Below are 26,399 nucleotides of genomic sequence, written 5' to 3'. Positions count from 1 at the left end.
GGGCGCGCGGGAATATTGAGCACCTGCCTGCGAGCGTATATACGACGCCGACCGCGCGTGCGGGGTTGTACGGATTGGACGATCCGATCTGCCGGTCCCGGGGCGGCACCGCCCGGCCGCCCCGCCGCCGCCACTCCGCCGGGGGTCCGTCGGGGGGGCCGCCGGGTCAGTCCGGCGCCACCGAACCGTCCGTCAGCCCGTCGTGCAGGCCCTGGACGAGCTGCTCGCCGAGCCGGGACGCCAGCCGCAACGCCTCTTCGAAGGCGGCCAGATCGCGGAACCGCTGCCCGTAGCGGCGCTGCTCGGCGAGCGCCAGGCGGGGCAGTTGCAGCCGGCGGACGTCGAGCCGGGTGGCGGTGGAGGCATAGCTGCTGGCCTGCCGGGTGTTGGCGGTGCCCCGCAGGAAGCCCGCGAGGAACCACGGGTCGAGGGCGGCCGGGTCGGGCCGCAGCAGGGTGAGGTTGCGGCCGAGGGCGGCCCCGGCGGTGGCCTCGTCGACGACCCGGGCGATGGCGCCGCCGCCGAGGACCGGAACGACGACATCGCCCTCGTGGACCAGGACCGGCTCCTCGGCGGGCCCGGAAGCGGGCGCTTCGGGGAGGGCGCCGGACGGGGCGCCGCCGCCGATCACATCGTGGTCGGTGAGCACCGCGGGCACGTCCCCGAGCTCGGACGACGCGGTGCCGGCGCCGCCCGCGCGCAGCACCAGGGCGCCGGAGCGGGCGAGTTCGCCGACGGTGGTCAGCGGCCAGCGGGCGGCGGCGGGTTCGGGGACGGTGTCGCCTGCCGCGGGCCGCGGGGTGAGCTCCGTCGTCCGGGCGAGGGTGGCGGTCAGCCGGTCGCGGACCCGGGCGAGTTCGGCGGGGCCGCCGGCCGCCGCGGGCGGCGGGAGGTGCCGGGCCGGGGCGAGGTCGACATCGTCGTCGAGGAGGTCGATGGCGGCCAGCGACCGGCGCACACCGGGCCGTTCCTCGATGCCGCCCTCGCGGTCGAAGGTCTGCCAGGCCTCGACGGCGGTGTCGTGGACGCTCTGCCAGTCGGGCTTGTCCCGGCCGGCGGGGGTGCCGGTGGCGAGGTCGGCGGTGTCGACGACGAGGAGCTGGGGGACGGGCGGCCGGCCGCCGCCCGGCTTGCGCAGCACCCACAGATGCAGCGGAACGCCGTTGGGCGGGGCGGCACCGGCGGGCAGCGCGATGACGGCGCGCAGTGCGCCGCGGCGCAGCAGGTCGGCGCGGATCCGGCGGCCGGAGCGGCGGGAGGCGGCGGCGGGCGGCATGAGCAGGACGGCCGTGCCGCCCGGCCGGAGCCGGGCCAGCGCGTGCTGGACCCAGGCCAGTTCGGATTCGGTGCGGGCCGGGAAGCCGTACTCCCACCGGGGGTCGTAGGCGAGTTCGTCATGGCCCCAGTTGCGTTCGTTGAACGGCGGGTGCACCAGGACGGCGTCGGCGGCGAGGTCCGGGAAGGCATCGGCGCGCAGGGTGTCGGCGGCGCGGACCCGGACGCCGGGGGTGCGCAGGGCGAGGCGGAGCGCGGTCAGCGCGGCGAGGTCGGGGTCGGCCTCCTGGCCGTGCAGGGTGACGGGCCCTTCGGGGGCATCGGGTGCGTCTGCCTGCGATACGGCGTCCTCCGCCCCGTTCGTCCCGTCACCGTTCGTCCCGTCACTGTCCGTCCCGTCACCGGTCTCCTGCCCGGCGCGCTCCTGCCCGGCGCGCTCCTGGGCGGCGGTCAGCAGGCCGCCGGCGCCGCAGGCCGGGTCGAGGACGGTGCGCAACGGGCCCGCCGACGCGGCCAGTTCGGCCATCAGGGCGGCCGGTCCCGGCGGGGTGAGGGTGTACTGCCGGGGGTTGGCGTCCAGATGACGGCCGAGCAGGAAGGCGTACGCCTCCGCGGCGCCGTCCGCGGCCGCGAGATCACCGGCGGCCCGCACCAGCGCGGCGGACGGGGCGAGCGCCTCGCGGGTCAGTCCGCGAACGGGGTGCTCCGGGCCGAGCCGGGCGGCGAGGACGGCGTCGAGCATCGCGGGGAGTACGCCGGTGAGTTCGGTGTCGTCGGCGGCGGTGCGCAGCTGCTGCCAGACCGCGGGCCGCTCATGGACCAGCAGCAGGACGGCGCCGGCCTGGCGCAGCGCGGCCGCGGTGCCGGCCGGATGCCCGACGAGCTGCTGCCAGACCCGTTCACGGAGCGGGACCTCGGCGAGTTTGCCCTGGTCGCGCAGCCATTGCTCGATGTCGTGGAGGGCGAAGGCGGGGCTGGTCTCGGTGCCGCCGACCGGTTTGGGGAAGTCCGCGTGCCGGCGCCGCCAGTTGCTGACCGCGGCCCGGCCGACACCGGCGAGCCGGGCGATCCCGGCGGCGGTCACCTCGGCCGTGCCGACCGTCGCGTTGTCCGGTGATGCGTTGTCCGGCACCTGGCTGACTCCCATCCGTGGCCCCCGACGCTGTGTCGGCAAGCATACCCAGCAGCCATACACCTGCCCCTTCACAGCGTGAACTACTCAACTTCATTCATTCATGTTGACTCGGTTCACACGCTCTGCTGTTATTGACCCATCGCTTCGGCAGCACTTGATTCGAGCGCCCGGAAGGGGCCCCTTCGCATGTCTCAGCAGATGCACTACCAGCCCGCACCACAGGGACCCGCCGGCGCTCCGGCTCCCCAGGCGGCCCGCAACGGGCTCGGCATCGCCGCCCTGATCCTCGGCATCATCGGCGCGCTCAGCGGCATCCCGATGATCCTGTTCTGGCTCGCCGGACCGCTCGGCGTCCTCGCCCTGATCTTCGGGCTGGTGGGCCTCAGCCGCGCCAAGAAGGGCCAGGCCACGAACAAGGGCGTGGCGGTGACCGGCACGATCCTGGGCGCCCTCGCGATCGTCCTGGCGATCGTCGGCATCATCGTCACCGTGCTGGCGGTCAACAAGGCCGTCGACGAGGTGAACAAGCAGGTGGAGCAGAGCTCCGGCCAGCCGAAGAACGGCTCGGGCCAGAGCGCCAAGGACCTCGGCCCGGGTGACACGGCGAAGTACAACAACGGCGTCCAGGTCACCGTCTCGAAGACGTCCCCGTACACCGTCGACCCGAGCACCGTCGTCAGCGGCCACACCAACGGCAACAAGGCCTACAAGCTCACCGTCACGATCAAGAACACCGGCAGCAAGCCGTTCGACAAGCCGCTCGTCCAGACCAAGGCCCGGGTCAACGGCAAGGAGGCCGAGGAGGTCGACGACGACAAGCACGGCATCCTGCACCACGACTACGGCAACGAGATCGGCCCCGGCGAGACCGCCAGCGTCGAGATGGTCTTCGACGCGCCGCCGAGCGCCAAGCAGCTCGACGTCGAGGTCACTCCGGACCTGCTGCTCGACGCCTCCAGCTGGAAGCTGACCCTCTGAGCCACCGGCTCCCCTCCCCCCCCCGCTCCGGCCCCCGGCCCGGCACCGCGACCCCGCGGTGCCGGGCCGGCCGCCGGCCGCTCCGGGAACGGACCGGCCCACGCCCGCGTCTGACCCACTGCCAACCGGCACATCGCAGCTCAGCGCCCGCCGGACGGTCCGGTCAGCCGATTCGAGTATCTTTTCGGGCAGGGGAGAGTGAGGATCCGCATGGACACGGCCGCAACAACGGCTGGGGGCGCCCCCGGACGGATTCTGGGAGCGGACAGCGGCAGTGTGCCGCCGCCCCGGGCCGCCGAACCGGCCGCCCCCGCAACCGCGACCACCGACGCACCACCGGCCAGGACCGGCCGGCTGCGGCGCACCGTCCACCGACTGCGCACCCGGACCGCGCCCCTGCGCGCCCCGCACCTCGACCCGTACTGGACCGCCGGGTTCTTCTTCGTCGCGTTCACGCTGCTGACCGTCTGCCGGTTCCGCACCATGTCCATCTCCTCGTGGGACCTGGGCATCTTCGAACAGGCCGTACGGGGCTACGCCCACTTCCAGGCCCCGATAGTCGACCTCAAGGGCCCCGGCACCAACATCCTCGGCGACCACTTCAGCCCCGTACTGGTCGTGCTCGCCCCCTTCTACCGGGTGTTCCCCTCCCCCCTGACCCTGCTGACCGCGCAGGCCGCGCTGTTCGCACTGTCCGTGCTGCCGGTCGCCCGCGCCGCCGCCCGCTACCTGGGCCGCGTCCCGGGCCTGGCCCTCGGCTTCGCCTACGGCCTGTCCTGGGGCGTGCAGAAGGCCGTCGACTTCGACTTCCACGAGATCGCCTTCGCCCTGCCGCTGATCGCCTTCGCGCTGGAAGCGGTGCTGCGCGGACGGTGGACCGCGGCGGTGTGCTGGGCCGCGCCCCTGGTGCTGGTCAAGGAAGACCTCGGGGTGACCGCGGCCACCATCGGCGCGCTCGCCCTGATACGCACCCGGCGGGCCAGCCCCCTGGCCATCGGCCTGGTCGCCTTCGGCATCACCGCCACCGCCGTCACCCTCGGCGTGCTCATACCCGGCTTCAACGGCTCCGGCTCCTACGACTACTGGACCAAGTTCGGCGCCGACGGCGGCGGGGCCGCCATCCCCCTCGACACCGCCCTCCGCACCACCCTGTGGGTCCTGCTCCCCACCACCGGCCTGCTCGCCCTGCGCTCCCCTCTTCTCCTGGTCGCGCTGCCCACCCTGGGATGGCGCTTCCTCTCCCACGAGCCCCACTACTGGGGCATCGACTGGCACTACAACGCCGTCCTGATGCCCGTCGTCTTCCTCGCACTGATCGACGCCCTGCCGCGCATACGGGTATCGGCCCGCCCCTGGCTCCGCTCCTACGCCCACCACCTGCCGGCCGCCGTCCTGGCCGCGGCCCTCGCGCTGACGACCACGCTCCCGCTGGCCCGCCTCACCGAGGCCGACACCTACCGCACCCCGCCGAACGTCACCGCCGACGAGAAGCTGCTCGACCGCATACCCGACGGCGCGACGGTGGAGTCCGACGTCCGGCCGCTGAGCCGCCTCATCCACCGCACCCAGGTCTTCTGGACCGGCGATACGGGTGGGCTGTCGCCCGACTACATCGCCCTGCAGCTACGTGCTGACCGCACCCCGCGACAAGTCCTGGCGGACGCGGCGGGCCGCCACCCCAAGTCCACGTACGTCGTGCTCGGGGCCACGGCCGACCTTCTGGTGTTCCACCGAACGTCTTCCAAGTAGCCGCACGTTGTCGGGTGGCCCCGCCGTGCCTGTCCCGCCTGTCGGCGGGGAGGTGTGTATGGGGTGGGGCCCCGGTGTGTGGTGGGTGCCGGTGGCGGGGCCTCCGGGGTGGGTGTTCGGACTGCTTCGCTTTACGTCCGAACACCCACCCCTCCGGCCCCGCCCCCTCCCGCCGTTGAGGGACCCCACCCCGGTGGGGGTGAAGAAAAACAAAAGACCAGTAGCTCGGCCGCATCGTGGCGCGGCCGAGCTACTGGTCTTTAGAAACCCTCACCCCCACCGGACGGGGGCCGCCATCCGGACGGGAGGGGGCGGGCCGGAGGGGGCGGGTTTCCGGACGTAAAGCGAAGCAGTCCGGAAACCCGCCCCCGGAGGACCGCACCCGCCACCCACCACCAACAAGCGGCCCCCGCCCAAACACCCCCACCCCCGCCGACAGGCGAAAACAGAAGAGGCACGGCGGCGCCACCCGACAACGTGGGAAGCGGGGCTAAGAGCCCAAAACGGTGGAGAGGAACTCTCCTGTCCACGCGAGCAGCTCGCGCCCAACCACCGGCTTGCCGCCGATCTTTGCCGTCGTCGGCCGCGGTACAAGAATTTGCTGGGTGGCCGGCTTGAGGACCGTACGGGGGTAGAGCCGCTTGAGGCGCAGCTCCTGGGACTCGCGCAACTCCACGGGGCCGAAGCGGATGTTGGCGCCCTGGAGCGTGATGTCGGCGACGCCGCACGCGCGGGCAAGCATGCGCAGACCGGCGACCAGCAGCAGGTTCTCGACGGGCTCGGGCAGCTTGCCGTAGCGGTCGGTGAGCTCCTCGCGGACGGCCGCGATGTCCTCCTCCGAGGAGGCGGAGGCGATGGCGCGGTAGGCCTGGAGGCGCAGCCGCTCGCCGGGCGCGTAGTCGTGCGGGACGTGCGCGTCCACCGGGAGTTCGATCTTGACTTCGAGCGGGGGCTCCTCCTCCACGCCGCCTTCGAGGGAGGCGCGGTAGTCGGCGACCGCCTCGCCGACCATACGGACGTAGAGGTCGAAGCCGACGCCGGCGATATGGCCGGACTGTTCGCCGCCGAGGAGGTTGCCCGCGCCGCGGATCTCCAGGTCCTTCATGGCGACGTACATGCCCGCGCCCATCTCGGTGTGCTGGGCGATGGTCGCCAGCCGCTCGTGGGCGGTCTCGGTGAGCGGCTTCTCCGGCGGATAGAGGAAGTAGGCGTAGCCGCGTTCGCGGCCGCGGCCCACCCGGCCGCGCAGCTGGTGGAGCTGGGAGAGGCCGAAGTTGTCGCCGCGCTCGACGATCAGGGTGTTGGCGTTGGAGATGTCGATGCCCGATTCGACGATGGTGGTGGAGACCAGGACGTCGAACTTCTTCTCCCAGAAGTCGACGACGACCTGCTCCAGCTGCGACTCGCCCATCTGGCCGTGGGCGGTCTGGATCCGGGCCTCGGGGACGATCTCGCGGAGCCGGGCTGCGGCCTTGTCGATGGACTCGACCCGGTTGTGGATGTAGAAGACCTGGCCCTCGCGCAGCAGTTCACGGCGGATGGCGGCGCCGATCTGCTTCTGCTCGTAGGGGCCGACGAAGGTGAGGACCGGGTGGCGCTCCTCGGGGGGCGTGGTGATCGTCGACATCTCGCGGATGCCCGTGACCGCCATCTCCAGGGTGCGGGGAATGGGGGTGGCGGACATGGTCAGGACGTCGACGTTGGCGCGGAGCTTCTTCAGCTGCTCCTTGTGCTCGACGCCGAACCGCTGCTCCTCGTCGACGATGACCAGGCCCAGGTCCTTGAACTTGGTCTCGGAGGAGAAGAGGCGGTGGGTGCCGATGACGAGGTCGACGGAGCCCTCCCGCAGCCCTTCGAGGACGCCCTTGGCCTCGGCGTCGGTCTGGAAGCGGGACAGCGCCTTGACGTTGACCGGGAACTGGCCGTAGCGCTCGGTGAAGGTGCCGTGGTGCTGCTGGACGAGCAGGGTGGTCGGGACCAGGACGGCGACCTGCTTGCCGTCCTGGACGGCCTTGAAGGCGGCGCGGACCGCGATCTCGGTCTTGCCGTAGCCGACATCGCCGCAGATCAGACGGTCCATGGGGACCGACTTCTCCATGTCCTCCTTGACCTCGGCGATGGTGGTGAGCTGGTCGGGCGTCTCCGCGTACGGGAAGGCGTCCTCCAGCTCGCGCTGCCAGGGGGTGTCCGGGCCGAAGGTGTGGCCGGGCGCCGCCATCCGCGCGGAGTAGAGCTTGATCAGGTCGGCGGCGATCTCCTTGACGGCCTTCTTGGCGCGCGCCTTGGTCTTGGTCCAGTCGGCGCCGCCCAGGCGGTGCAGCGTCGGGGCCTCGCCACCGACGTACTTGGTGACCTGCTCCAGCTGGTCGGTGGGGATGTAGAGGCGGTCGCCGGGCTGGCCGCGCTTGGCCGGCGCGTACTCGACGAGGAGGTATTCGCGGGTGGCGCCCTGGACCGTGCGCTGCACCATCTCGATGTAGCGGCCCACACCGTGCTGCTCGTGGACGATGAAGTCGCCCACTTCCAGGGTGAGCGGGTCGATGGTCTTGCGGCGGCGGGCCGGCATCCGGGCACCGTCCTTGCCGGCCGCCTTCTGGCCGGAGAGGTCGGTCTCGGTGAGGACGGCGAGCCGCAGCGACGGGTCGAGGAAGCCGTTGTCGAGGGAGCCGCAGGAGACATGGACGAGGGACGGGGAGATCTCGGCGAGGTCGGCGTCCAGGCGGGCGGGGATGCCCTCGCCGCCGAGGACCTCGACCGTGCGGGCCGCCGGGCCGTGCGCCTCGGTGAGGAACACCGTGCGCCAGCCGTCCGCGAGCCACTGCTTGGTGTCGGCCAGCGCCCGCTGGGTGTCCCCCCGGTAGGTGTCGGGGGCGTGCATGCCCAGCTTGAGGGTGTCGCCGTCGGTCTCCAGGTCCTCGTCGGCCGCGAAGGGACTGACCGACCACCACATCATCCCCAGCTCGCGCGCCCGGTCCCGGACGTCCGCGATGCCCCACAGGGAGGCCGCGCCCACATCGATCGGGGCCGCTCCCCCGCCCGCGCTGGCCGCCCAGGACGCCTGGAGGAACTCCTGGCTGGTCGCCACCAGATCGGCGGCCCGGGTGCGCACCCGCTCCGGGTCGCACACCACGGCCATCGAGCCCTTCGGCAGCACGTCCAGCAGCAGCTCCATGTCGTCCACCAGGACCGGAGCCAGCGACTCCATGCCCTCGACCGCGATCCCCTCGGCGATCTTGCCGAGGAGTTCGCCCAGCTCGGGGTGCTGCTCGGCGAGCGCCGCTGCCCGCTCCCGCACCTGGTCGGTCAGCAGCAGCTCCCGGCACGGCGGCGCCCACAGACCGTGCTCGGCGACCTCCAGGGACCGCTGGTCGGCGACCTTGAAGTAGCGGATCTCCTCGACGTCGTCTCCCCAGAACTCGACGCGGAGGGGGTGCTCCTCGGTCGGCGGGAAGACGTCCAGGATCCCGCCGCGGACCGCGAACTCGCCGCGCTTCTCGACCAGCTCCACCCGCGCGTACGCGGCCGCCGCCAGACCGTCGACGATCTCTTCGAGGTCGGCGGTCTCGCCCGTGCGCAGACTGACCGGCTCCAGGTCGCCCAGGCCCTTGACCTGCGGCTGGAGCACCGAACGGATGGGGGCGACGACGACGGAGACGGGGCCGGCGGTGGGGTCGTCCTGGCGCGGGTGGGCGAGCCGGCGCAGCACCGCGAGGCGGCGGCCGACGGTGTCCGAGCGCGGCGAGAGCCGCTCGTGCGGCAGCGTCTCCCAGGCCGGGAACTCCACGACGGAGTTGTCCTCGCCGGCCGGCATCAGGCTGCGCAGCGCGGCGGCGAGGTCCTCGGCCTCCCGGCCGGTGGCGGTCACCGCAAGCACCGGACGCCCGGCCTGCCGGGCGAGCGCGGCGATCGCGAAGGGGCGGGCGGCCGGCGGCCCCACCAGATCCACCTGCGGGCGGTGGCCGTCGGCCGCGGCCTGCACCGCTTCGGCGAGCGCCGGGTCCCGTACGACGACGTCGAGCAGACCAGTCAGGCTCATGAGAAGGTTCCGTCCCAGCGAGGCGAACAACGCAGCAGCCCGACACGTCTCACGGGCCGGGGTTGCCAAGCGTACGCCCGCCCGCTGACAGGCCGGGCCCGGAGCCCGGAACGCCCGCGCCCCCGTACGGCGCATCGGGACACCACGGGAGCCGTGGTTCCGCACCCCGCGGCCCCCATGGAAGGGTGCACCCTACAAGGACATCCGGAGGGGGAACGGTGAGCGGAAGCACACGACGTACCGGAGACAGCGGCACTCTGCGGACCCCGGGTCCGCCGCCCGCGGGCCCGCCACGCCGTCCCGTCGTCGCCGCCCTGATGCTCGGGATGGCACTGGCCGCACTCGACTCGACGATCCTGGCCACCGCCATCCCCCAGATCGTCGGCGACCTCGGCGGCTTCGCGGTCTTCTCCTGGCTGTTCTCCGGCTATCTGCTGGCCGTCACCGTCACCCTGCCGGTCTACGGCAAGCTCTCCGACACCTTCGGCCGCAAGACCGTCCTGATCACCGGCATCGTGCTCTTCCTCGTCGGCTCGCTGGCCTGCGCCGGGGCCTGGAACATGGCCTCGCTGATCGCCTTCCGCGTGGTGCAGGGCCTGGGCGGCGGCGCCCTCCAGGGCACCGTCCAGACCATCGCCGCCGACCTCTACCCGATGAAGGAACGCCCCAAGATCCAGGCCAGGCTCTCCAGCGTCTGGGCCACCTCGGCGGTCGCCGGGCCCGCGCTGGGCGGACTGCTCGCGGCCTATGCCGACTGGCGATGGATCTTCCTGGTCAATGTGCCGGTGGGCGCGGTCGCGCTCTGGCTGATCGTGCGGCACTTCTCCGAGGAGGAGCGGAGCCGGCCGGCCCCCGGCGCCCGCCCCCGGGTGGACTGGCCCGGCGCGCTGGCGATCTTCGCCTGCGGCGGGCTGCTGCTGACCGCCCTGGTGCAGGGCGGGGTGGCCTGGGCCTGGCTCTCCACCCCGTCGCTGCTGCTGTTCGCCGGGAGCGCGGCGTGCGCGGCGCTGACCGTCCTCATCGAGCGCCGGGCCGCGGAGCCGATCATCCCCGGCTGGGTCTGGCGCCGCCGCACCATCTCCGCCGTCAACCTCGCCCTGGGCGCCCTGGGCCTGCTGATGGTCGCCCCGACGGTGTTCCTGCCCACCTACGCACAGTCGGTGCTGGGCCTGAGCCCGACCGCCGCCGGTTTCGTGCTGTCCGTGATGACCCTGAGCTGGCCGGTCTCGGCCGCCCTCAGCAGCCACGTCTACAACCGCCTGGGCATCCGCACCTGCGCGATGCTCGGCATCGGCGCGGCCGGACTGGTCCTGCTCGCCTTCCCGCTGCTGCCCTACCCCGGCGCGGCCTGGCAGCCCGCGCTGATCATGCTGGCGCTCGGCGCGACCCTCGGCCTCTTCCAGCTCCCGCTGATCATCGGCGTCCAGTCCTCCGTCGGCTACACCGAGCGCGGCACCGCCACCGCGTCCATACTCTTCTGCCGTCAGGTCGGCCAGTCCCTCGGCGCCGCGCTCTTCGGCGCCCTCGCCAACGCCACCCTCAACGACCGCCTCGCCCACGCCCCTTCGGGCATCCGCCCCGGCCTGCCCGACGACCTCGACGCGGTCTCGCGCGCGCTGGAACACCCCGGCGACCTCACCGCGCAGGCCACCGACTACCTCCGCCGCGCCGTCGACACCACGGTCGACCACGTCTACCTCGGCGCCGCCGCGGCCGCCGGGCTCGCACTGCTCGCCCTGCTGCTGGCACCGCGGCGCTTCCCGGTGCACACGGACACCGGAGGCACGGGCACGGGCACGGGCACGAACGAGGGCGAGCCGGGCGGGACCTGACCGGGAGACCGGCCCCGGGGCGACGGCGGGGCGGCCGTACGGTCAGGCGCCCGCGCCGCCGCCCGCGCGCGGCAACTGCGTCTCCAGGGTGTCTTCCTCATCGGGACCGGCGTCCGGGGCGGTGCCGCCGTCCCGCCCGCCACCCCGCTGCTCCGTGCCGTCGTCCGAGTCCGGTGCCGGTGCCTTCCCGGTGAGCGCGGCCAGGCTGTTGCGTACATGGGTCATATGGGTGCGGACCTCTTCGCGCTCCGCGTCGTGCTCCCGCAGGATCCGCTCCGTGGTGCGCTCGATGCGCTCCACCTCGGCCCGCGCCTGGGACAGCAGCCCGGCGCCACGGTCCTCGGCGTCCTCCTGACGGTGCCGGGCGGCCTCCTCGGCCTCCGCGTACAGCCGCTCGCCGTCGGCGCGGGCGGCCTTCCCACGGGCGTCCAGCTCCGCGACGAGCTGGTCCATCTCCGCCTCCATCTGCGCGAATTGCCGGCCGGCCGCGTCCCACTCCTCGGCCTGCCGCTTCTCCTGGTCGCGCAGCAGCTGCGCGGTGCGCCGCTGCACCTCCGCCAGCTCTTCGGCCGCCTCCTCCCGCAGCTTCCCGGCCTCCTCGGTCGCCACGGTCACCAGCTCCGCGGCCTCGCCCCGCGCCGCCTCCCCCGTGCGCCGGGCCCGCGTCTCCGCCTCATCGCGCCGGGCGTACGCGTCCTTGTCGGCCGCCTCCCGGACCTCGTCCGCATGGACCGCGGCCTCCTCCCGGATCTGCTCGTCCGCCTGCTGCGCCTCGGTCCGCAGCCGCGCCGCCTCGGACTCCGCGGTCGTCAGGATCAGCCGGGCCTCACGGCCGAGCGAGGCATACGTCTGCGGCGGCAACTGCGCCACATGGGCCCGCAGTTCCGTGAGTTCGGCCTCCATCTCGTTGGACAGGACCGTGAGCCGCGCGGCGCGCTCCCAGCAGGAGTCGCGGTCGACCGAGAGTCCCTCGACCCGGCGGTCGACATCCTCCGGCCGGTAGCCACGCCCTCGTACGGTCTCGAACCCGTGAGGCGAAACCGATGCACTCATCCCTCAAGCCCCTCTCCGCCGCGCGCAGCAGTCGTGCGACCCGCAGCCTTCCGCGCCATTTCGCATGGTTGTGTGCAGCACTGTGCCGTTACGCGCCTTCCCTGGGGGTCGGTGCGACATCGCACCCTCGCGGCACTTCACCCCATCCACCCCACCAGGATGCGTCATTTGGTGCCAGAAGTCGGAATCCGGTCATCGTGGCGCAGCGCCTCGAACAACTCCCTCGCCCCGTTCTCGTCCCACGGCAGCACCGACCCGACGCCACTGACCATCACCCCGGGCCGGTGCACCGGAACCGTCGTCGCCGTCCCGCCGCCCCCGGCGATCTGCTTCATCGACCAGCCCATATCCAGCAGCCGTGCCAGATCAGCGCCCTCGTCCACGAGCAGCGCCGCCAGCGAGGCGTCCCTCACCCGCGTCAGCCGGTCCGGATCGAGAAGCACCGACGGGGCGGCCATTTCGTCCGCCACCGCACCGAGCAACTGCCGCTGGCGCTTCACCCGTCCGAGGTCACCCTCCGGGTCGGCATACCGGGCCCGTACGAACGCCAGCGCCTCGGCGCCGCTCATCCGCCGGCAGCCGGCCGGGAAGTCCGCGCCCGACTTCTCGTCCTTCAGCGGGGCGTCCAGACACAGCCGCACCCCGTCCAGCGCGTCCACCACCTGCACGAACCCCAGGAAGTTCACCTCGGCATAGCGGTCGATCCGCAGCCCGGTCGCCTGCTCCACCGTTCGGGTGAGCAGCTTCGGACCGCCGTCCGCATACGCCTCGTTGATCTTCCGGCTGCCATGGCCGGGTATCGGGACATAGCTGTCGCGCGGCAGGCTGACCAGCGTGGGGCCGTGCTCACCGGAGTGCAGCACCATGATCGTGTCGGTGTTCTGCACCTCGTTGTTGCCGACATGCAGCTCCTCGCGCTGCTGCGGGGTCAGCGCGGTACGGCTGTCCGTGCCGACCAGCAGCCAGTTGGTGCCCTTGCCCGCGGCCGGCCGCCCGGCGTACTCGCCCAGCGCATCGACATGCTGCAACTGCCGCCCCGACGACACATACAGCCAGGCCCCGCCCGCACACACCAGGGCGACCAGCACCAGCAGCGTCACCAAGGTCCAGGTGAACCACGCCCAACGGCTCCGGCGCGGCCGCAGCCGAAGCGGCGGCCCGCCCGTCCTCCGCCCACGGTGCCACCAGCGCGGGCGCGCCGTCCGGTACGGCGTCGTCGACGACGCCTGTGACAGCGGGGATATCGGACGGCCCATATACGCATGGTCAGGGCGCCCGACCCATCCCGCAGGTCGAGCGCCCTGACCGTGCCCGGCGGCGGCGTCTGCCGCCGGCCCGTTGACGCGCCGCTACAGCAGCCCGTCCCACATCTGTTCCAGCAGCACCGACCACCAGGTCTCCGGCGACCCCAGCGCGGGCGGATCCAGCGCGACCAGCTGCGCCTGGAAGTCGACGGTCCACCGGCCCGCCTGCTCGGGCGTCAGCCCGTACCGCAGCCGCCACATCCGCCCCAGCATCGCCAGACAGCGCGTGAACTCCGGCAGCCCCGAGTTCACGAACTGCGGCGTCGCCGGCTGCCCGCCAGGACCGGCCTCCATCGGCACCGCCACGATGTGCGCGGTCCCGTACTGCACACACAGCTGACGGCCGAAGTCATTGCCCATCACCAGATACGACCCGGCATCCGCGGCCGGCTGCACCATCCGCTCCGCCGCCAGCTCCGCCAGCGTCGGCACCGGACGGTGCGGCTGCGCCTGCGCCCAGAAGAACGGCCCGAAGTCGACCGGCAGCCCGGCCCACACCAGCATCTGCGCCACCACATCGGGCACCCCCTGCCGGGAGACCGCCCGCTGGTCGAATCGGAAGAGGGCCTGCGGGCCGAACGCCTGCTCCAGCTCCTGCCCGATCACCTGCGGGGGCACCGGCGGCACCGGCTGCACCTGCGACGGATGCGGCAACGGCACCCGCACCGGCGCCGGCCGCGCCGGACCGTCCGCGACCTGGTGCAACTCGCCCTGATGCTCGACGAGATGCCGTACGCCCTGCTGGCGCGAGGCATGGTCCCTGCCGTACGCGGCGGTGTGGCTGATCCGCACCTGCGGCCAGTTGTCCCGGATCATCCGGGCGCAGTAGCCACCCGGCAGATCACAGCACTCCAGCTCGGTGTGCAGCTCCAGCACCTGCTGCGGCGGCACGTTCATCTGGCGCAGCTCGTGCAGCAGCTGCCACTCCGGATGCGGTGTGCCGGGCGCCGAACGCCGCACGATCTTCTGCTCGGACCCGTCCGGCGCGCGATAGCTCAGCACGGCCATGTAGCCCGGACCGACCGTCGGCTGACCACTGGGCGCCTGCGGATAGCCGTACGCACCGCTACCGCCGGGGCCCGGCGCACCGGGCGGCCCCTGCGGAGGTCCGGGCGGCGCCGCGTGCGGGGGCGTGGGACCGGCCGACGGCGGCACACCGGGAGCACCCGGCCCACCGGCGCCGCCGGGACCACCCGCACCGCCGGGCAGCGCCGCGCCGCCCGCCAGCATCGTGGCCGCGGCATGCACCCCGCCACCACCGGTACCGCCCGCGGCGGGCGGGGCGGGCGGCGGCGGTGGCGGACCGCCCTGGCCGCCGGAGCTCCGGCCGTCCGCGGGAACCCCGGGCTTACCGGGCGGGCCGGGAGGCTTGGGCGCGCCCGGCACACCGGGCGGCGCGGGCGGCGGCGGCACCCCGGGGCCACCGGCGGCACCGCCCGGCCCGCCCGCACCCCCGAGGCCGGCTGCCTGCACGGACGCGCCGTCGGCGAGCATCGTCGCGGCGGCATGCACCCCGCCGGGACCGGGACCACCGGCCGCCGGGGCACCCGCCCCGCCGGAACCGGAAGCACCGGACCCGTCGGACCCACCCGACGCCTCCGGCCCGCCCGGCCCGTCCACCGCGCTCAGATCCAGCTCCGCCGCGTCCAGCTGCGAGACCAGCTGCGTCGGCACATAGCCACCGGCCGGCGCACCGGGAGCACCGGGGCCGGACGCCGCGGGCCCACCGGGCGGGCGCACCCCGTCCCCGCCCGTACCGGCCTCCGCGGCCTGCGCCGGGTCCTGCTGCGCACCGTCCCGGCCCGCACCGGGGGGACCGGGCGCGGCGGGCGGCGGGGGCGGGCCCGCGGCGGCGTTACCGGGCAGCGACGAGCCGTCGGCCAGCATCGTCGCCGCGGCATGTACTCCGCCGCCCGCGGGCGGCGCGGCGGGAGGCGGCAGCCCCGGCCCGGCCGCGGCGGGCGTACCGGCACCCGGAGGGGGCGGCACATCGGTGACCGGCGGACCCGACGGCGGCGGCAGATCCGGCAGCCCCCCGGCGGCCGGCGGAGCGGACGGCATCGGCGGCGGCAGCGCACCGCCGCCGGGCCGGGCCCCGTCCGGCGAATCCAGCGCGGGCGCGACCTGCGTACGCGGCAACTGACTGCCGCCCTGCAGGAGTTCGGTCTTGGCCTCCGGCCGGGCCCGCGGCGCCGACGGAGCGTCCTCCTCCTCGTCGAAACCGGCCAGCGGCGGCGCGAACACCGTCGCGGGCAGCCCCACCGAACGGTCCTCGCCGCCTCCGGCGGTCGTGTCCGCCTCGGCCCACGGCGTCGGCACACCGGCGGGACCGGCGCCCGCACCCGTCTCCGCCGCCTGCGCACCGCTCTGCGCGGGCCCGCCGTCCGTACCGTTGACGCTCACCTCGGCCCAGGCATCCGACGCCGACGACGCGGCCGCGGGAGCAGGGGCGGGGGCAGGCGCAGGCGCGGGAGCAGGAGCGGGAGCGGACGGCGCGGCAGCCGCCGACGCCTCCTCCGCACCCCGCCGCTCCGCCACGCCCCTCGCGTCCGCCGCCTCCTGCAGCCACTCCGGCGGCGTCAGCAGAAACGAGGTGGCCTCCAGGTCGATCCGCTGCGGCGGCGCCTCGGCAACGCCGTACCCGCCGTCCGCGGCAGCGCCGTACTCCTCCTCGTAACGCCGGATCACCTCACCCACCGGCAGCCCCGGCCACAGCGTCGTCTCCCCGCTGTCCCGCGCGATCACCAGCCGGGCCCGGCCGCCATCCGTCGCCGGACCGCCCTCGCGGTCCTCCGCCCAGGCCACGAAGCCCAGATCGAACTCCCGCACCCGCACCTCACGATGGAGCGCCGGCGGCACCTCGCCGTTCACCCACCGCTCCGCGCGCTCCTGCGCCTGCGCGAACGTCACCACCGCACTCAACCCCCCACCGCGACCGCGTACGCGAAACCACCGTCGACCATCAGATCCGCCACCGTCTCCAGCTCCGGCGGATTGCCCGCCAGCCGCTGCAGGAAGTCATCGAAATCCGCGCCGCACGGCAACAACAGCCGCTCGACCCGCTCCTGCACCGTCCACCCGTCCTGGTCCCGCGCATCGTCGTACGGGCAGAACCACACCGAACCGAGCGCCTCGCCGCGCACCTTCACCGCGACCACACCGCCCTGCACGAACGCCACGCCCAGATAGTCCTTGGTGAAGTGGTCCCGCAGACACTTGTTCACATAGAGCAGATCATTGACCGCCGCGTCATCGCGCACCGTGAAGAACGGCTGGTCGACCAGCAGCCCCAACTCCGCGTCCAGCGCCGCCCCCACCGGAGCACAGCCGCCCGCCGCCTTCAGGAACGACCGGTACGCGCCCGGCAGCCGATAGCCCAGCGCCTCCTCGGCCTGCGCCAACTGCTCCTCGCCCACCGACAGATCACGGTGCGGCAGCCCGAAGTGCGCCGGCCGCGTCTCCTGCAACGGCCGGGTACCGCGCTTGTCGTGCGCCACGGCGGCCGTCGCCAGCCCGCCGTGATGCCGCAACAGCGCCTTCACCTCCACCGGAACCAGCTCCATCCGCCGGGTACCGGCCACGTGATGCCAGGTCCAGCCGTGCGGTGTCGCCACGGCCGGCACATCTATCCACAGCTCGTGCCCCTGCGCGTGCAGGGCCGCGTTCGCCGACACATAGTCCGTCAGCCGCAGTTCGTCGACGCCGAAGCCCTCCGGCGGCTCGGCGATCTCCGCCGCCGCGCGCGCATACGGCGAGAACTCCGGGAAACCCCGTTCGTCCATCCGCACACCGGCGGGGTACCGTGCCGCACGGACCGGATCCGGAAAATGCACGACCTGCCCGGCATAGGCCGAATTCGGTGGCGCGGCATGTCCCGCCGCCCGGGGGCCGGGGTGTGCCCCCAGCCCTTGCCGACCTGTCGTCATCGCGCTTGCCCCCTGGCTGAAGCTGGCTTTGGAGCACAGCCTAAGCCGTACCGCTACGCCGTCCCCCCTCCCCCGCCCCCGCTCGTCAGCCCCGCGACACACCGACGTCACCCACCGCCCCACCACCCCCGAGCCCCCCGCGCACCACCCCGCCCACCAGCCCCGTTGCCCCGCGACCGACGCCCCGTCAGCCCGCCGTGAGATCATCGACAGCCCGCCCGACTACCGCAACACCCAGCACATTTGGCAGGCTGACCTCTCCCGCCTACGGCGGGGGGACCCCCAGCTACACGGGGATTCGGGGAGGGAAAGCACCACCATGAGCACCACTGCACGCCACCACAACGCAGCCGCAGGCGACCCCCGCATCGGCTGGAGCGGCCCCGCGGACGCCGAACGCGCCCCCGCCCTCCACCACCGCCGCGACGGCATCCTCCCCACCATCGGCGCTGCCTTGTCCGTACGCGGACAAACCCTCACCTGCACCGCGAGCAAGGCCGAACAGCCCCCCGCCCTGCACCCCCTCGTCCAGGACTTCCTCGACACCCTCGCCACCGCACAACGCGAACGCTTCACCGGACGCTGCCCCGAAGCTGTCCTCCTCTCCCGGCACCTCACCGCCGTCGAGGGCAACCGCGGCAAACGCGCCTCCCGCAAACCCCTCACCAACGGCGAAGCCCGCCGCTCCCTCAAACACTCCAAAATCACCGCACGCCACATCCGCGAGGACGGCGACCCCCAGCACGGCAGCTACGCCCCGCCCTGCCGCTCCTGCGACGCCCTCCTCGCCCACTTCGGCGTCATGCCCATCAGCGGCACCGCGCCCACAGGAAGCTGACCGCCACCATGCCGCCCACCACCCCCGGCCCCCGCACCCCGGCCCACGACCGGACCGACTCGACCCGCTTCCCCGCCGCCGTCGACGTCGCCCTCCACGAAGCCGGCTGGCAGCCCGGCCGCTGGGACATAGAACAGGCGGAACACTGGGCCGACACCCTCCGCGCCCACACCTCCCCCGCCGGCCACCGCCACACCGTCTTCCCCGCCGCCGTCGAAGCCTGGGCCGAATTCGGCGGACTGCACATCACCGGGCCCGGCCCCGGGCGCCACATCGCCCCCGCCCCCTTCGCCATCGACCCCCTGCACGGCCTCCACCTCGCCCGCACCCTCGGCGACCTCGGCCGCGCCCTGGAAACCGATGTGGCCCCCCTCGGCCGCGAAGAACTCACCACCCGCGACGGCGACACCTACAGCCAGGCGACCCTCGCCATCGACAGCGAGGGCCGCGTCTACAGCCTCGATCACACCGGTGACTGGTATCTGGGGCCGGACATCGACAGTGCGTTGGGGGTGTTGGTGTTGGGGAGGCGGCCTGTGCGACTGGGAGTGGCGGCGCACGTTGTCTCCTGAGGCGCCGTAGTTCTTCTGTGGTTTCTTTCCGCCTTCGGCGGGGTGGGGGTGTTTGGGCGGGGGCCGCTTGTTGTCTGTGGTGGTGCCGGGGGCGGGCCTCCGGGGCCTGTGTTGTGGACTGCTTCGCTTTACGTCCACAACACAGGCCCCGGAGGCCCGCCCCCTCCCGTCCGGAATGGCGACCCCCGTCCGGTGGGGGTGAGGGTTTTTAAAGACCAGTGGCTCGGCCGCGTCGTTGTGCGGCCAGGCCCGGTACGGCGCCGGTGACGGAGCGCGATCAGGCGGCCGTCGTGATGGAGGCGGGTAGCACTGCCGATACGCGGAAGCCGCCGGAGTCCGTCGGGCCCGATACGAAGACGCCGCCCAGAGCGTTTACCCGCTCCCGCATGCCTACCAGGCCGTTGCCGCCGCTCGGCAGGCCCGCGTCGGCCGCGCCGCCCTCGCTGGGGCCGTTCTCCACCTGGACCGCCAGCTCACCGTCGCGGTGCGCCAGCCGCACCCGCGCCCGTGCCCCCGGCGCATGCTTGTGCACATTCGTGAGCGCCTCCTGCACCACGCGATAGACGGTCCGCTCCACCCGCGGCGCATACTGCCGCCCGTCAGAAGCAGCCGGCTCCCCCTCGGCCACCCCGTCCACGGTCAGCTCGACGACCATCCCGGCCGCCCGGGACTGACCCACCAGATCCGCCAGCTCCGCCAGATGCGGCCCCTCGGCGTCCGTATCCACGGCGGCCGGCGCCGGCGACGAAGACCCGCCCGTCGGACCGCCGTCCTCCGAGGACTCCGCCGCGGCCCCGGCCATGGACGGCTCCGGGGACCGCGCCTGCACCGTCGCACCCGCCCGGGAAGCCACCGCCGCCAGCCGCTCCGGCGCATCCGACACCGCGGCACCCCGCACCGCCGCCCCGTCGGCCGTACGCAACACCCCCAGCATCTCCCGCAGCTCCGTCAGCGCCTGCCGCCCCATGTCGCCGACCAGACCCGCGTTCTTCGACGCCTTCTCCGGGTCCTTCAGCGCCACCGCCTGAAGCGCCGCCGCATGCACCACCATCAGACTCACCCGGTGCGCGACCACATCGTGCATCTCCCGCGCGATCCGCGTCCGCTCCTCGTTACGGGCCCACTCCGCCCGCTCCTCGGCCCGGTCCGCCAGCAACGACAGCTCGCGCTCCAGACCGTCCGCCCGCTCCCGCAGACTCTCCACGAGCCGCCGACGGGCACCCACATACAGCCCCCACAACACCGGCGGCGCCGTCAGCACCAGCCCCAGCGCGAGCGACATCGCCGGGATCAGCCACATCGGCGGCTGGAAGTCCTCCTGCGCCGCCACGTCCTGCCGCAGGCTGAGGAACGTCGTCACCAACGTCCCCGTCACCGTCATCCCCGCCAGCAACGCCGTGATCCGGCGCGGCACCTCCGACGCGGCGAGCGTGTACAGCCCCACCGTGCTCAGCAGCCCGCCCATCTCCGCCGGGATCACCGCTATCGAGACCAGCACCACCACCACCGGCCAGCGGCGGCGCAACAACAGCACCGGCCCCGCCAGCAGGCCGAGCAGTATCCCGAGCAGCTCGGGCAGCTGCGCCCCCTCGGCGAACCGCGCCCCCTCGAACGCACACTCCACCGTGGAAGCCGCCGCCAGAAACACATCCAGCACGGCACTCCGCCGGCGGGCCCACCACCACGGCCCGCTCACCGGCGCACCCCGCGCGCCCACACCTTCACTTGCCCCCGTCGCGGTCATACCGTCCAGCCTACGGGCGCCCGCCCCCGTTCCCCCGACCCATTACCGGCCCCTGTCCTGGCCCATTACCAGCCCTTACCGCCGGTTTTCACCCGAACTATTGAATCGCCCACATTTTCGACCTCCTCGCACGCCTGCACGCGCCACCCTGTTCCCATGCCGAACCCCCATCGGGAACACCCCGACTACGAGTCCTTACGCCCCCAGGCCGTCGCCCTGCGCCGGGCCGGCCTCAGCCGCCGCCAGATCCGCGACCGCCTCCACGTCCACAACAACGACATCCTCAACCGCCTCCTCGAAGGCGTCCCCGCCCCCGACTGGACCCGCCGCCCCAACGCCAAGGACGACCTCCGCGCACGGGCCCGCGAGCTCCGCAAACAGGGCCTCACCTACGACCGGATCCAGGTCGAGCTGGGCTGCTCCAAGAGCTCGATCTCACTTTGGGTGCGGGATCTGCCGAAGCCGAAGCCGCTCCGCACCCCGGCGGAGCAGGCCCGGATCGCCCGCGAAAAACGGTGGGAGCACGAGCTGGCGGTACGGGACAGGGAACGCCGGGAAACGAAGAGCGCAGCAACCCAGGAGGTCGGTGATCTGTCGGACCGGGAGCTCCTCTTCGCCGGAGCCGTCCTCTACTGGGCCGAGGGCGCCAAGGACAAGCCGTACAAGCGGCGAGAACACGTCCAGTTCGTCAACAGCGACCCCGGCGTCATCGAGGTCTTCCTGGCCTGGCTGCGCCTGCTCGGCGTGGAGCCGGACCGGATTGCCTACCGGGTCATGATCCACATGACTGCCGACGTGGAGGCGGCCGAGCGCTACTGGGCCGAACTCGTCGGCGTGGACGTCGCCGCGCTCCAGAAGACCACGATCAAGAAGCACAACCCCAAGACCACGCGCAAAAACGTCGGGGAGGGCTACCGCGGCTGCCTGGTGGTCCGGGTGCTACAAAGTGCAGAGCTATACCGTCGCATCGAAGGCTGGTGGTACGGCATAGTGTTGGGTGCCAAGCGGCCAGACTGACGAGATGTCCGGTTTGGGCCGCCTTACTATCCCCTGTGGTGTAATTGGCAGCACTGAGGCTTTTGGTGCCTTATGTCCGGGTTCGAGTCCTGGCAGGGGAGCACACGCACAAGAGGCGATTTTCCGGGTCCTGACCACGACGTCAGGACCCGCCCGCGTTTCGGCTGCAATACGCACCGGTATCCTTCGGATGACCACCACCCGAAGTAGCCAAGAAGCCGAAGGGCATCCCCGTGAGCGCCAACCGCCCGGCAGCCGTCGTCGTTCTCGCAGCGGGTGAGGGCACCCGCATGAAGTCGGCCACCCCAAAGGTCCTGCACACCCTCTGCGGCCGCTCCCTCGTCGGCCATGTCGTCGCCGCCTCCCGTGAGCTGGACCCCGAGCATCTCGTCGTGGTCGTCGGCCACGCCCGTGAGCAGGTGCAGGCGCATCTCTCCGCGGTCGACCCCGCCGTGCGCACCGCGGTGCAGCACGAGCAGAACGGCACCGGTCATGCGGTCCGTACGGCTCTGGAGGAGCTGAGCCAGAGCGGTGTGGCCGTCGACGGCACGGTGATCGTCGTCTGTGGTGACACCCCGCTGCTGACCGGCGAGACGCTCCGGCTGCTGGGTGACACGCACGCCGCGGACGGCAATGCCGTCACGGTGCTGTCGGCCGAGGTCCCGGACGCGACGGGTTACGGGCGTATCGTGCGCGACGAGAGCTCGGGCGCGGTGACCGCGATCGTCGAGCACAAGGACGCGAGTGTGGCGCAGCGGGCGATCCGGGAGATCAATTCCGGGGTGTTCGCTTTTGACGGGCGACTGCTGGTCGATGCGCTCGGCAAGGTGCGGACGGACAACAGTCAGGGCGAGGAGTACCTGACCGATGTGCTGGGGATCGTGCGGGAGGCCGGGCACCGGGTCGGTGCGGCGGTGGCCGGCGATCACCGGGAGATTCTGGGGATCAACAACCGGGTGCAGCTGGCGCAGGCGCGGCGGCTGCTGAACGACCGGCTGCTGGAGCGGGCGATGCTGGCCGGTGTGACGGTGGTGGATCCGGCGTCGACGTGGGTGGATGTGTCGGTGACGTTCGAGCCGGACGCGACGGTTCACCCGGGTACGGAGCTTCTGGGTGCGACGCATATCGCGACGGGTGCCGAGGTGGGTCCGCATTCGCGGTTGTCGGATACGTCGGTGGGTGCGGGCGCGGTGGCGTCGTTCACGGTGGCCGAGGGTGCGCGTATTGGTGAGGGGGCGAATGTCGGTCCGTACGCGTATCTGCGTCCGGGGACCGATCTTGGTCCGAAGTCGAAGGCCGGTACGTACGTGGAGATGAAGAACGCGTCGATCGGTGAGGGCACGAAGGTGCCGCATCTTTCGTATGTGGGGGATGCGACGATTGGTGAGTTCACCAATATCGGCGCGGCGAGTGTCTTTGTGAACTACGACGGTGAGGCGAAGCACCACACCACGGTCGGTTCGCATTGCAAGACGGGGTCGGACAACATGTTTGTGGCTCCTGTCACGGTCGGGGACGGCGCTTATACGGCGGCCGGCTCTGTTATCACCAAGGATGTGCCCCCGGGTTCGCTGGCGGTCGCGCGTGGCCAGCAGCGGAATATCGAGGGTTGGGTCGCGCGTAAGCGGCCTGGAAGCGCCGCCGCGCAGGCGGCTTCGGCTGCTCGCCAGGAGTCCGAGGGCGAGCGGTGATCGTGCAAGGGGTGCGCCGTGCGGGGCGTACCGTGATGAACGCACGCAAACTGTGATTCGAGGAGATTTGCTGTGACCGGGATCAAGACGACCGGCGAGAAGAAGCTGATGCTCTTCTCCGGCCGCGCCCACCCCGAGCTGGCGGAGGAGGTCGCGCATCAGCTGGGTGTGGGCCTGGTCCCGACGAAGGCTTTCGACTTCGCCAACGGTGAGATCTATGTCCGCTATCAGGAGTCGGCGCGTGGCGCGGATTGCTTTTTGATTCAGAGCCACACGGCTCCGATCAATAAGTGGATCATGGAACAGCTGATCATGATTGATGCGCTGAAGCGGGCCTCGGCCCGGAGCATCACCGTGGTCGTGCCGTTCTACGGTTATGCGCGTCAGGACAAGAAGCACCGTGGCCGTGAGCCGATTTCGGCGCGGCTGATCGCGGATTTGATGAAGACGGCGGGTGCGGACCGTGTGGTGACGGTTGATCTGCACACCGACCAGATCATGGGCTTCTTCGACGGCCCGGTGGATCATCTTTTTGCGCTGCCGGTTCTTGCGGACTATGTGGGCGCGAAGGTGGACCGGGAGAAGCTGACGGTGGTTTCGCCGGACGCGGGCCGGGTGCGGGTGGCGGACCGCTGGTGTGACCGTCTGGGTGCGCCGCTGGCGATTGTGCACAAGCGGCGTGACAAGGACGTGGCGAATCAGGTCACGGTGCACGAGGTCGTCGGTGATGTGAAGGACCGGGTGTGTGTCCTGGTCGACGACATGATCGACACGGGCGGCACGATTTGTGCGGCGGCGGATGCGCTGTTCGCGAATGGTGCGTCGGATGTGATCGTGACGGCGACGCACGGTGTGCTGTCGGGTCCGGCGGCGGACCGGCTGAAGAATTCGAAGGTGAGCGAGTTCGTGTTCACGAATACGCTGCCGACGCCTTCGGAGCTGGAGCTGGACAAGATCACGGTGCTGTCGATGGCGCCGACGATTGCCCGTGCGCTGCGTGAGGTGTTCGAGGACGGTTCGGTGACGAGCCTCTTCGAGGAGCAGTGAGTGCGGGCGTCGGGCGGGCCTGTGAGGTAGTCCGGCGCTGATCGACTTTGGGGCGGCCTTCCGGCCGGGTAGACTCGTGGAGTTGCTCGGCGAGGGAGGCCGCCTTTTTGGTGGTTGTCCGTTATCGACGCGCTCTTCGTAGCAGGTCTGTCGTGGGCCGGGTGACGCCCACCAGATGTTTCTGAGATACGAGGAGTGCAGTCATGGCCGAGGTCAAGCTCACCGCCCAGGTTCGTACCGACTTCGGTAAGGGTGCCGCCCGTCGCGCCCGCCGCGCCGACCTGGTTCCCGCGGTCATTTACGGTCACGGTGCCGAGCCGCAGCACGTCGCGATCAACAACCACGCGCTGATGATGGCCCTGAAGACGCCGAACGCCCTGCTGCGTCTGGAGTTCGACGGCAAGAACGAGCTGGTCATCCCCAAGGCCGTGCAGCGTGAGGCGATCCGTGGCTTCCTGGTGCACGCGGACTTCCTGGCCGTGAAGAAGGGCGAGAAGGTCAACGTCGAGCTGCCGATCCACACCGAGGGCGAGCTGGCCCCGGGCGGCAACCTGCTCGAGTACTCGCTGAACACCCTGCCGGTCGAGGCCGAGGCCACCCACATCCCGGAGTCGGTCACCGTCTCCATCGCGGGTCTGGACGCCGGCCACTCGGTGCAGGCGAAGGACATCGCGCTGCCGGCCGGTGTGTCGCTGGCCGTTGAGGACGACGCCGTGGTGCTGCAGGTCGTCGCGGCGCAGGCGGAGGCGCCGGCCGAGGAGGCCGCCGAGGGTGAGGGCGCTGAGGGCGCCGAGGCCTGAGTCTTTTTCGCTGAGGCGGGTTCTCAGCGCTTTGTCCAGCCGCTGCCGCGCGCCTTTGGGCGTGGGGTGGCGGTTGGGCTGTTTCATGGGCAGTTGCGGTCGGGGCCGGCGGGTGTGGCCGGCGGATGTGGGAGTGACTGAGATGGCGGACGCTGATCCGTGGCTGGTGGTGGGGCTGGGTAATCCGGGCCCGGAGTATGCGCGTAATCGCCACAATGTGGGTTTCATGGTGGCGGATTTGCTGGCGGAGCGGATGGGGGGCCGTTTCAAGGCGCACAAGGCGCGGGCGCAGGTGGTGGAGGGGCGTTGTGGTGCGCCGGGCCCGTCGGGTCGCCGTGTGGTGGTGGCGAAGCCGTTGTCGTTCATGAATCTGTCGGGTGGGCCGACGACGGCGTTGCGGGATTTCTACAAGGTGCCGGTGGGCAACATCGTGGCGATTCACGATGAGCTGGATATTGATTACGGTGCGCTGCGGCTGAAGCTGGGCGGCGGTGACAACGGTCACAACGGTTTGAAGTCGATCACGAAGTCGTTGGGGGCGGAGTATCACCGGGTGCGGTTCGGGATCGGGCGTCCGCCGGGCCGTATGCAGGTGGCGGATTTTGTGCTGAAGGATTTTTCGGCGGCGGAGCGGCGCGAGCTGGATTATTTCGTGGACCGTGCGGCGGATGCGGTGGAGACGCTGATTGTCGATGGTCTGGAACGGGCGCAGACCACGTACAACTCGTGAATGGGACAGTGGGGGTCAGTCTCTGACGAACCGTTGTCCGAGGTTGACGGGTGTGGGTGGATGGCCAAGGATCGCGGCCATGCCCAGAAGCAGTACGCGTACCCGTCCGGTCAGACGTAGTCGTTTCCGGCGTGCCGGTGAGAGCGCCTATGGGGCGCTCCTTGTCGCCAGGACCGGGTTGATGGGTTTGCTGGCGTTGCTCCTGCTGGTGGCGGGGGTGTGGACGTCGTGGCACACGGCGCAGTACGCGATGCTCGTCAAGGCGCGGGAGCGCGGAATGATGACGGTGTCGGCGTGTGCGGGTGAGCGGTGCACGGGCCCGTATGTTCCGTCGGCGGGTGAGGGCCGGCGGCTGGCGAAGGTGTCGATTGCGGAGGCGGCGGCGCCGGACAAGGGTGCGCGGGTCGAGGTGACGGTCAAGCCGGGGACGACGCATGCGGTGCGGACCGGGGCGGCCGGGATTCTGCATGCGTGGGTGCCGTTCGCGGGGTCGTTGTTGCTGGCGGCGCTGGTGGTGGCCGGGGGGATGCGGCTGCGGCGTACGGCGTGGGTGATGGGGTTGTTGGGGGCGGTGTTGTTGGGCGCGGCGTTCACGGCGCTGTAGAGGCGTTCATGGCGCTGTAGAGGCGTTCACGGCGCTGTAGCGCTGAAGACGGCGGCGGCCCGTCCTCC

Annotated in this window: 18 protein-coding genes and 1 tRNA gene; 12 read left to right on the top strand and 7 right to left on the bottom strand. The window is 72.0% G+C overall.

What is annotated here, in order from left to right; genetic code table 11:
- Positions 1 to 166: 166 nt before the first annotated feature.
- Positions 167 to 2,422: an N-6 DNA methylase gene (locus STRNI_RS25450; RefSeq protein ID WP_277412075.1), complete on the bottom strand. Its 2,256-nt coding sequence runs from the start codon at positions 2,420 to 2,422 to the stop codon at positions 167 to 169.
- A 174-nt stretch (positions 2,423 to 2,596) separates the two neighbouring features.
- Here STRNI_RS25450 and STRNI_RS25445 point away from each other — a divergent pair, with 174 nt between their 5' ends.
- Together STRNI_RS25445 and STRNI_RS25440 are read left to right on the top strand one after the other, a co-directional pair.
- Positions 2,597 to 3,388, top strand: a complete 792-nt coding sequence (locus tag STRNI_RS25445) for a DUF4190 domain-containing protein (RefSeq protein WP_277412074.1) — start codon at positions 2,597 to 2,599, stop codon at positions 3,386 to 3,388.
- 210 nt (positions 3,389 to 3,598) lie between these two features.
- Positions 3,599 to 5,137, top strand: coding sequence for a DUF2079 domain-containing protein (locus STRNI_RS25440; RefSeq protein ID WP_274736113.1), 1,539 nt, complete (start codon positions 3,599 to 3,601; stop codon positions 5,135 to 5,137).
- Positions 5,138 to 5,627: 490 nt separating this feature from the next.
- Here STRNI_RS25440 and mfd read toward each other — a convergent pair whose 3' ends face one another.
- The gene (gene mfd, locus STRNI_RS25435) at positions 5,628 to 9,173 is read right to left on the bottom strand and encodes a transcription-repair coupling factor (RefSeq protein ID WP_274736115.1); all 3,546 of its coding nucleotides are present in this window, start codon (positions 9,171 to 9,173) and stop codon (positions 5,628 to 5,630) included.
- A 218-nt stretch (positions 9,174 to 9,391) separates the two neighbouring features.
- On the opposite strand from mfd, the gene STRNI_RS25430 reads away from it, so the two are divergent.
- Positions 9,392 to 11,005 (top strand): MFS transporter, encoded by a 1,614-nt coding sequence (locus STRNI_RS25430; RefSeq protein ID WP_465270491.1) that lies wholly within the window; start codon positions 9,392 to 9,394, stop codon positions 11,003 to 11,005.
- Positions 11,006 to 11,047: 42 nt separating this feature from the next.
- Here STRNI_RS25430 and STRNI_RS25425 read toward each other — a convergent pair whose 3' ends face one another.
- The 4 genes from STRNI_RS25425 to STRNI_RS25410 all read right to left on the bottom strand — a co-directional run bounded on the left by STRNI_RS25425 (position 11,048) and on the right by STRNI_RS25410 (position 17,288).
- Complete coding sequence (locus tag STRNI_RS25425; RefSeq protein WP_277412073.1) at positions 11,048 to 12,058, bottom strand: coiled-coil domain-containing protein; 1,011 nt, start codon at positions 12,056 to 12,058, stop codon at positions 11,048 to 11,050.
- 164 nt (positions 12,059 to 12,222) lie between these two features.
- Positions 12,223 to 13,158, bottom strand: a complete 936-nt coding sequence (locus STRNI_RS25420) for an LCP family protein (protein ID WP_018091049.1) — start codon at positions 13,156 to 13,158, stop codon at positions 12,223 to 12,225.
- A gap of 249 nt (positions 13,159 to 13,407) precedes the next feature.
- Entirely contained in the window at positions 13,408 to 16,275 is a 2,868-nt protein-coding gene (locus STRNI_RS25415; RefSeq protein ID WP_277412071.1) for an SUKH-4 family immunity protein, read from the bottom strand.
- Between the two features lie 5 nt (positions 16,276 to 16,280).
- Entirely contained in the window at positions 16,281 to 17,288 is a 1,008-nt protein-coding gene (locus STRNI_RS25410; protein ID WP_037742320.1) for an SMI1/KNR4 family protein, read from the bottom strand.
- 319 nt (positions 17,289 to 17,607) lie between these two features.
- Here STRNI_RS25410 and STRNI_RS25405 point away from each other — a divergent pair, with 319 nt between their 5' ends.
- Positions 17,608 to 18,126, top strand: coding sequence for a YwqJ-related putative deaminase (locus STRNI_RS25405; protein WP_018091052.1), 519 nt, complete (start codon positions 17,608 to 17,610; stop codon positions 18,124 to 18,126).
- A gap of 8 nt (positions 18,127 to 18,134) precedes the next feature.
- Positions 18,135 to 18,698, top strand: a complete 564-nt coding sequence (locus STRNI_RS25400; RefSeq protein WP_277412070.1) for an SUKH-3 domain-containing protein — start codon at positions 18,135 to 18,137, stop codon at positions 18,696 to 18,698.
- A 277-nt stretch (positions 18,699 to 18,975) separates the two neighbouring features.
- Here the strand turns inward: STRNI_RS25400 and STRNI_RS25395 are convergent, their stop codons facing one another.
- Positions 18,976 to 20,442 carry a sensor histidine kinase gene (locus tag STRNI_RS25395; protein ID WP_109890258.1) on the bottom strand — a complete coding sequence of 489 codons (1,467 nt, stop codon included), beginning with the start codon at positions 20,440 to 20,442 and terminating at the stop codon, positions 18,976 to 18,978.
- 156 nt (positions 20,443 to 20,598) lie between these two features.
- On the opposite strand from STRNI_RS25395, the gene STRNI_RS25390 reads away from it, so the two are divergent.
- From STRNI_RS25390 to STRNI_RS25360, 7 genes are all read left to right on the top strand, one after another.
- Positions 20,599 to 21,459, top strand: a complete 861-nt coding sequence (locus STRNI_RS25390) for a hypothetical protein (protein WP_277412069.1) — start codon at positions 20,599 to 20,601, stop codon at positions 21,457 to 21,459.
- A 29-nt stretch (positions 21,460 to 21,488) separates the two neighbouring features.
- Positions 21,489 to 21,560 (top strand) — tRNA-Gln (locus STRNI_RS25385).
- A gap of 132 nt (positions 21,561 to 21,692) precedes the next feature.
- A complete protein-coding gene (gene glmU, locus STRNI_RS25380) occupies positions 21,693 to 23,150 on the top strand; it encodes a bifunctional UDP-N-acetylglucosamine diphosphorylase/glucosamine-1-phosphate N-acetyltransferase GlmU (protein ID WP_078518695.1) in 1,458 nt (485 codons plus the stop codon).
- A 72-nt stretch (positions 23,151 to 23,222) separates the two neighbouring features.
- Positions 23,223 to 24,197, top strand: a complete 975-nt coding sequence (locus STRNI_RS25375) for a ribose-phosphate diphosphokinase (protein WP_018091057.1) — start codon at positions 23,223 to 23,225, stop codon at positions 24,195 to 24,197.
- A gap of 203 nt (positions 24,198 to 24,400) precedes the next feature.
- Positions 24,401 to 24,997 carry a 50S ribosomal protein L25/general stress protein Ctc gene (locus tag STRNI_RS25370; protein ID WP_018091058.1) on the top strand — a complete coding sequence of 199 codons (597 nt, stop codon included), beginning with the start codon at positions 24,401 to 24,403 and terminating at the stop codon, positions 24,995 to 24,997.
- A gap of 142 nt (positions 24,998 to 25,139) precedes the next feature.
- On the top strand, positions 25,140 to 25,727 hold the full coding sequence (gene pth, locus STRNI_RS25365) for an aminoacyl-tRNA hydrolase (protein WP_159488029.1): 588 nt from the start codon (positions 25,140 to 25,142) through the stop codon (positions 25,725 to 25,727).
- Between the two features lie 181 nt (positions 25,728 to 25,908).
- Positions 25,909 to 26,331 carry a hypothetical protein gene (locus tag STRNI_RS25360; RefSeq protein WP_371874875.1) on the top strand — a complete coding sequence of 141 codons (423 nt, stop codon included), beginning with the start codon at positions 25,909 to 25,911 and terminating at the stop codon, positions 26,329 to 26,331.
- The last annotated feature ends 68 nt before the right edge of the window (positions 26,332 to 26,399 follow it).

It is taken from the genome of Streptomyces nigrescens (assembly GCF_027626975.1).
Lineage (GTDB): Bacteria > Actinomycetota > Actinomycetes > Streptomycetales > Streptomycetaceae > Streptomyces > Streptomyces nigrescens.
Note: the sequence above shows the minus strand (reverse complement) of the source record. Positions and strands in the feature narration are given on the sequence as shown.